Origin of the sequence: Mycobacterium sp., assembly GCF_049281135.1 — a bacterium.
GTDB lineage: Bacteria > Actinomycetota > Actinomycetes > Mycobacteriales > Mycobacteriaceae > Mycobacterium.
In genome coordinates, this window is sequence record NZ_JBAPRN010000505.1 from 1 (window position 1) to 5,548 (window position 5,548).

A 5,548-nucleotide genomic window follows, 5' to 3' on the forward strand; every position below is an offset into this window, starting at 1 on the left:
CGTCGACCAGTGCTGGACGATTCGGACAGCGTTGTGCTGACATCCCGAATCCGCTTGTGACAGAGAGGCTTTCGCGACGGGCGACCGCGATGATCCGCAGGTACTTATCGGGCCGCATGGGCGCGACGATTCCGGCACGGACCATGGTGCCCAGCAGACCGAGCGGTGCCATCGCGCTATTAGCCGATGACCGGGAGGCGACGTTCTTTGGCCAGCCCGCTGAGCGCCTCCTGCATGACTAGTCGCACGTGAGCATCGACCTCTTCGGTGTCGGGCTCCTCGCCGAACTGGGCGATCACGTCGATCGGCTCGAGCACCTGCATCACGATCTTGGTCGGCAGCGGCACGTTGACCGGCAGCACCGCGGACAGCCCGAACGGGAAGCCCACCGAAATCGGCAGGATCTTGACCCGCATCAGCTTGTCCAGCCGCAGCGCCTTGGCCAGCCCCATCCCGCGGGTCAGGTAGAGCTGGCTTTCCTGACCGCCGATGGCCACCGCCGGCACGATCGGCACCCCGGCGTTGATCGCTGCCCGCACGTATCCGGTGCGCCCGTCGAAGTCGATGACGTTCTCGGTCAGCGTTGGACGGTAGACGTCGTAGTCACCGCCGGGGAACACCACCACGACACCGCCGGACCGCAATGCCTCGTCGGCGTTTTCGTGGTTGGCGCGGATGAAGCCGGTGCGACGGAAGAATTCACCGGTCGGTCCGGTGAAGATGACGTCGTGGCTCAGTGTGTAGACGGGCCGGTCGTAGCCGAATTGCTCGTAGAAGCCGGTCGCGAACACCGGAACATCCATCGCGAACAACCCGCCGGAGTGGTTGGCCACCACTAGGGCGCCGCCCGGTGGGAAAGACTCCAGCCCGCGTATCTCGGCGCGGTGGTAGCCCTTGATCAGTGGCCGAATCCAGCCCATCACCCGTTCGGTGAGCCCGGGATCCCACTTGTTCATCTCGCTCGGTTCGATATCCGTAGCAGCCATTTGGCTGTGATGCTAGCCGAGCTATAACGGGTCGATACCATCTCCATCGAAAGCCGTACTGGAAATCAAAACAGTAGGAGTGCGACACCGCTATGAGCCCAGTGAGCACTGAAGAAGCCGCCAGCGAGCCCGAAGTCCTCGTCGAGCAGCGGGACCGGATTCTGGTCATCACCATCAACCGGCCCAAGGCCAAGAACGCGGTCAACTCCGCGGTGTCCCATGGTCTGGCCGAAGCGGTGGACCGGCTCGACGGAGACCCGGGGCTTTCGGTGGGCATCGTGACCGGGGCGGGTGGAACGTTCTGTGCGGGCATGGACCTCAAGGCGTTCGCCCGCGGCGAGGTCCCCGTCGTCGAAGGCCGCGGGATGGGCTTCACCGAGCGTGGACCGGACAAGCCGCTGATCGCCGCGGTCGAGGGTTACGCGTTGGCCGGCGGCACCGAGTTGGCGCTGGCCACCGACCTGATCGTGGCCTCCAAGGACGCATCGTTCGGCATCCCGGAGGTCAAGCGCGGGCTGGTGGCCGGCGGCGGTGGACTGCTGCGGCTGCCTCAGCGCATCCCGCCCGCCATTGCCATGGAGTTGGCGCTGACCGGGGAAGCCTTCACCGCCGAGCGCGCGCATGCCCTGGGCATGGTCAACGTGCTGGCCGAGCCCGGCGGCGCGCTGGTCGCGGCGATAGAGCTGGCCGAGCGGATCACCGCCAATGGTCCGCTGGCCGTGGCCGCCACCAAGCGGATCATCGTCGAATCCCGCGGCTGGACCCCGGACACCATGTTCGCCGAGCAGAACAGCATCCTGATGCCGGTGTTCTCGTCGAATGACGCCAAGGAAGGCGCCATCGCGTTCGCCGAGAAGCGCCCGGCCCGCTGGACCGGGACCTGAGCTCAGGACCGGGGTAACCCGACGGTCGGCAGGTAAGCGCCTGGCTCTGGTGACATCGGCCACGGCGCGGTTGAAATGTGACGTCATCTAAACTGGCATGACACTTCGGACGATCTTTGTAACGTGTGGACACCACAGAAAGTGCGAGCGTGAGTATTTGGCTACTTCTCGAGATGGCGAATTCGAGCGATCCCGAGCGGACCGCCGTCGTCTCGGGGGACCTCCGGCTGACAACACAGCAGCTCAGCGATCTTGCGGATGGCGGCGCCGGCATCATCGCGGGTTCGGGGGCGTCGCACGTCGCTTACGTCGGCACCGGCGGCGCGATGCTTCCGCTGCTGATCTTCGCGTCGGCCCGGGCCGGGCTGACGTTCACGCCGATCAACTACCGGCTGTCGGCCGAGGGCATCAAGACGCTGATCGCCCGACTGCCCGATCCGCTGGTGGTCATCGACCGCCGCTATCTCGACGAGTTGGGTGGGCCGAAAGGCCTCGAAAGCTTAGCCAAGCAGGTCATCGTGTCCGACGACTTTTTGGTGCAGGCCCGCGACGCCGACCCGGCCGTGGAATTCGCCGACCCGGATTCGGTCGGCATCGTGCTGTTCACGTCGGGCACCACCTCGCAACCCAAAGCCGTCGAGCTCACCCACAACAACCTGACCAGTTACGTCACGGGCACAGTCGAATTCGGGTCGGCCGAGCCGACCGATGCCGCGTTGATCTGCGTGCCGCCCTACCACATCGCCGGGGTCAGCGCGGCCCTGTCGAACCTCTACGCGGGCCGGAAGATGGTCTATCTCCCGATCTTCGATCCGGAGGAGTGGGTGCGCCTGATCGATGCCGAGCACGTCACCAGCGCCACAGTGGTGCCGACGATGCTGGACCGCATCGTGACCGTGTTGGAGAGCAGACAGCATCGTTTGCCGTCGCTGCGCAACCTGGCCTACGGCGGGTCCAAGGTGCCGTTGCCCCTGGTGCGCAAGGCTCTGGAGCTGTTGCCGCACGTCGGCTTCGTCAACGCCTACGGCCTGACCGAAACAAGTTCGACGATCGCTGTGCTGACTCCCGACGACCACCGTGAGGCACAGGCCGCGGCCGACCCGGCCGTGGTTCGTCGGTTGGCGTCGGTTGGCCAGCCGGTCCCAAGCATCGAGGTGCAGATTCGCGATGAGGGCGGTGCCGTGTTGCCGGCCGGGCAGACCGGCGAGCTGTTCGTTCGTGGTGAGCAGGTCTCCGGTCGCTACACCGGGATCGGCTCGGTGCTCGACGCCGACGGCTGGTTTCCGACCAAGGACATCGCCACCCTCGACCACGGCGGCTACCTGTTCATCGGCGGCCGTAGCGACGACACGATCATCCGCGGCGGGGAGAACATCGCGCCCGCTGAGCTGGAAGACGTGCTGGTTGAACACCCGCACGTGCGCGATGTTGCGGTGGTCGGCGTCGACGATCCGCAGTGGGGACAGGCGATTGTCGCGGTGGTGGTACCGGCCGTCGGCGCCGAGCCTGACCCCGAGGAATTGCGCGAACACGTCCGCAAAAGTTTGCGGGGGTCACGCACGCCCGACCGGGTAGTCTTTCGCGACGAGCTGCCCACCAACGCGACGGGCAAGGTGCTGCGCCGCGAAATCGTCGAAGAGCTTCGCGCCGCCCCGGCCGAGCAGTAACCGAACCGAGGATCGAGATCATGATCAAAAACGGAACCCGTTTGGCCAGCCAGGTCTGCGACACCCAGGTCATCGTCGTGCGCAGCGCAGACAGCCTCGACGATCTGCGCTGTGGTGGGGCGCCGATGGTGGCGTTGGGTGCTGAGCGTTCCGGTGAGCTGGATCCGGCGTTCTCCGACGGCGCGGTGATGGGCAAGCGTTACGTGGACGAGGCCGGTGCCGAGGTGTTGGTCACCAAGGCCGGCGCCGGAACGTTGGCTGTCGGCCAGACCGCGCTGAGCCTCAAGGAGGCCAAGCCGCTACCGGCCAGCGACTAGTCCCGGCCGGGAACTCCGTTACGACGGACGAATTCCCTTGCCTTGACCAGGAATTCAAGCTGCTCGTAAACCTTGTGCAGCGGTTCGCTGCTGCGGGTGGATCGGCACAGGACCACGGCGCCTTCCAGCGTCGCGATCGACATTACCGCCAGCGAATCGGCGTCTGACTCGACGAAGCCGTCCGCGACGAACGCCCGTGTCAGCGCGGTGCGCCAATGCGCGAAGATCCGCGCCGCTTCGGCGGACAACCGGACTTCGTCCTCGGCCGAGCCGATCGCTGCCGCGACCACCGGGCAGCCGGCGTGAAAATCGCTTTCCGCCAGCACGCGCTCCCAGAAGTCGACGAACTGGCGAAGCAGCACCTTGGCGCCGAGGGCGGCGGCGTCGTCGATGTCGGCCGTGATCGCATCCCCGGCGTATTTCAGCGCCTCGGCGAGGATCTGATTGCGGCCGTCCGGAAAGTGGTAGTAGACCGAGCCGCGCGGCGCACCGCTACGGTTCAGCACCTCGTCGATGGTCACGCCCGCGGCACCGCGTTCGCGCATCACCTCGGCGGCACTGATCAGCATTTTGGTTCGGGTATCGCCACGCTTACGGGGGGCATCCGTCGCTAACGACATGGCGCTGTGTTCTCTCTACCCGGCGACCGTCAGGCCGCGGGGGTGTGGCGTAGCTGCGGCATCCGCCATTGGATTGTCCGCGGATTGAACCGCGCGGGCCGCAGCGTGCTGCGACGAAGCCCGGCCCACTCTCCGCTGAAGCGGTATCCACCGACGTTGAGTTCGACGATCAGCATGATCTTCTCCTGCTGCCCCATGCGCCGGATATGCCGACCCATGATTATGGGATAGACCATATAACGCTAGTATCCAGCACGCAAACGCAAACGGCCTCCGTTGCAGGATAGAGACGTAAACGGCCAATCTTGCTGTACTCGACGAATAAGCCCTTTCTGTCAACTTGATTAAGTGTTATGCCCTATTGCATATTAGCGGTCGGTGCGCTTGACTCGGCGGATGCCTGCCTCAACTGATGCACTCCCGCACCTGGAAACCGTGACGCTTGAGCGGGACGGTCACGTCCTGCTGATCGGGCTGAATCGACCGGACAAACGCAACGCCTTCAACCAGGCGATGCTCACCGACCTGTCCCGCGCCTACGGACTGCTGGAGTCTGACGCATCGGTACGCGCCGGCGTGCTGTACGCGCACGGTGAGCACTTCACCGGCGGCCTTGATCTGGTCGATGTCGGTCCCAACATCGCGTCCGGCGATCTCCCGTTGCCCGCCGACGGACGAGACCCGTGGCGCCTGGACGGTTCGTGGAGCACGCCGCTGGTCGCCGCGGCGCACGGTTGGTGCATGACGCTGGGTATCGAACTGCTGCTGGCCGCCGATATCCGCGTCGCGGCGGCGGGCACCCGCTTCGCGCAGCTCGAGGTTCAGCGTGGCATCTATCCGTTCGGTGGTGCGACGCTGCGGCTTCCCCGTGAGGGCGGATGGGGCAACGCGATGCGCTGGCTGCTCACCGGCGACGAGTTCGGCGCCGCGGAGGCGCACCGCATCGGGCTGGTGCAGGAAGTCGCCGACGACGGCACAGCTGCCTTGTCGAGTGCGCGGAATATCGCGCAGACCATCGCGGAACGTGCGGCCCCGCTGGCCGTGCAGGCCACGCTGGCCTCGGCGCACTTGGCC

7 protein-coding genes and 1 pseudogene are annotated in these 5,548 nt (G+C 65.8%); 4 read left to right on the plus strand and 4 right to left on the minus strand.

Annotated elements, in window-relative coordinates; genetic code table 11:
* Together WAN02_RS20205 and WAN02_RS20210 are read right to left on the minus strand one after the other, a co-directional pair.
* Positions 1-172: pseudogene (locus WAN02_RS20205) on the minus strand (acyl-CoA synthetase); the annotation flags it as partial.
* Positions 173-179: 7 nt separating this feature from the next.
* The gene (locus WAN02_RS20210) at positions 180-986 is read right to left on the minus strand and encodes a 1-acyl-sn-glycerol-3-phosphate acyltransferase (protein ID WP_422266007.1); all 807 of its coding nucleotides are present in this window, start codon (positions 984-986) and stop codon (positions 180-182) included.
* A gap of 92 nt (positions 987-1,078) precedes the next feature.
* On the opposite strand from WAN02_RS20210, the gene WAN02_RS20215 reads away from it, so the two are divergent.
* The 3 genes from WAN02_RS20215 (at position 1,079) to WAN02_RS20225 (ending at position 3,854) form a co-directional block, all read left to right on the plus strand.
* Positions 1,079-1,870 carry a crotonase/enoyl-CoA hydratase family protein gene (locus WAN02_RS20215; protein WP_422266008.1) on the plus strand — a complete coding sequence of 264 codons (792 nt, stop codon included), beginning with the start codon at positions 1,079-1,081 and terminating at the stop codon, positions 1,868-1,870.
* Positions 1,871-2,019: 149 nt separating this feature from the next.
* On the plus strand, positions 2,020-3,537 hold the full coding sequence (locus WAN02_RS20220; RefSeq protein ID WP_422266009.1) for a class I adenylate-forming enzyme family protein: 1,518 nt from the start codon (positions 2,020-2,022) through the stop codon (positions 3,535-3,537).
* 20 nt (positions 3,538-3,557) lie between these two features.
* Positions 3,558-3,854, plus strand: coding sequence for a hypothetical protein (locus WAN02_RS20225; protein ID WP_422266010.1), 297 nt, complete (start codon positions 3,558-3,560; stop codon positions 3,852-3,854).
* Here the strand turns inward: WAN02_RS20225 and WAN02_RS20230 are convergent.
* Together WAN02_RS20230 and WAN02_RS20235 are read right to left on the minus strand one after the other, a co-directional pair.
* Positions 3,851-4,474 (minus strand): TetR/AcrR family transcriptional regulator, encoded by a 624-nt coding sequence (locus WAN02_RS20230; protein ID WP_422266011.1) that lies wholly within the window; start codon positions 4,472-4,474, stop codon positions 3,851-3,853. The two genes, WAN02_RS20225 and WAN02_RS20230, sit on opposite strands and share 4 nt — an antisense overlap.
* Positions 4,475-4,503: 29 nt before the next feature.
* Positions 4,504-4,710 (minus strand): hypothetical protein, encoded by a 207-nt coding sequence (locus WAN02_RS20235; RefSeq protein WP_422266012.1) that lies wholly within the window; start codon positions 4,708-4,710, stop codon positions 4,504-4,506.
* A 160-nt stretch (positions 4,711-4,870) separates the two neighbouring features.
* Here WAN02_RS20235 and WAN02_RS20240 point away from each other — a divergent pair.
* Positions 4,871-5,548, plus strand: a 678-nt coding sequence (locus tag WAN02_RS20240; RefSeq protein ID WP_422266013.1) for a crotonase/enoyl-CoA hydratase family protein, incomplete at its 3' end; no start/stop codon positions are given.

Excerpts from the sequence above, each read along its gene's own strand:
- WAN02_RS20210 (WP_422266007.1), bottom strand. The coding sequence starts at position 986 with ATGGCTGCTACGGATATCGAACCGAGCGAGATGAACAAGTGGGATCCC.
- WAN02_RS20215 (WP_422266008.1), top strand. The coding sequence starts at position 1,079 with ATGAGCCCAGTGAGCACTGAAGAAGCCGCCAGCGAGCCCGAAGTCCTC.
- WAN02_RS20225 (WP_422266010.1), top strand. The coding sequence starts at position 3,558 with ATGATCAAAAACGGAACCCGTTTGGCCAGCCAGGTCTGCGACACCCAG.
- WAN02_RS20230 (WP_422266011.1), bottom strand. The coding sequence starts at position 4,474 with ATGTCGTTAGCGACGGATGCCCCCCGTAAGCGTGGCGATACCCGAACC.
- WAN02_RS20235 (WP_422266012.1), bottom strand. The coding sequence starts at position 4,710 with ATGGTCTATCCCATAATCATGGGTCGGCATATCCGGCGCATGGGGCAG.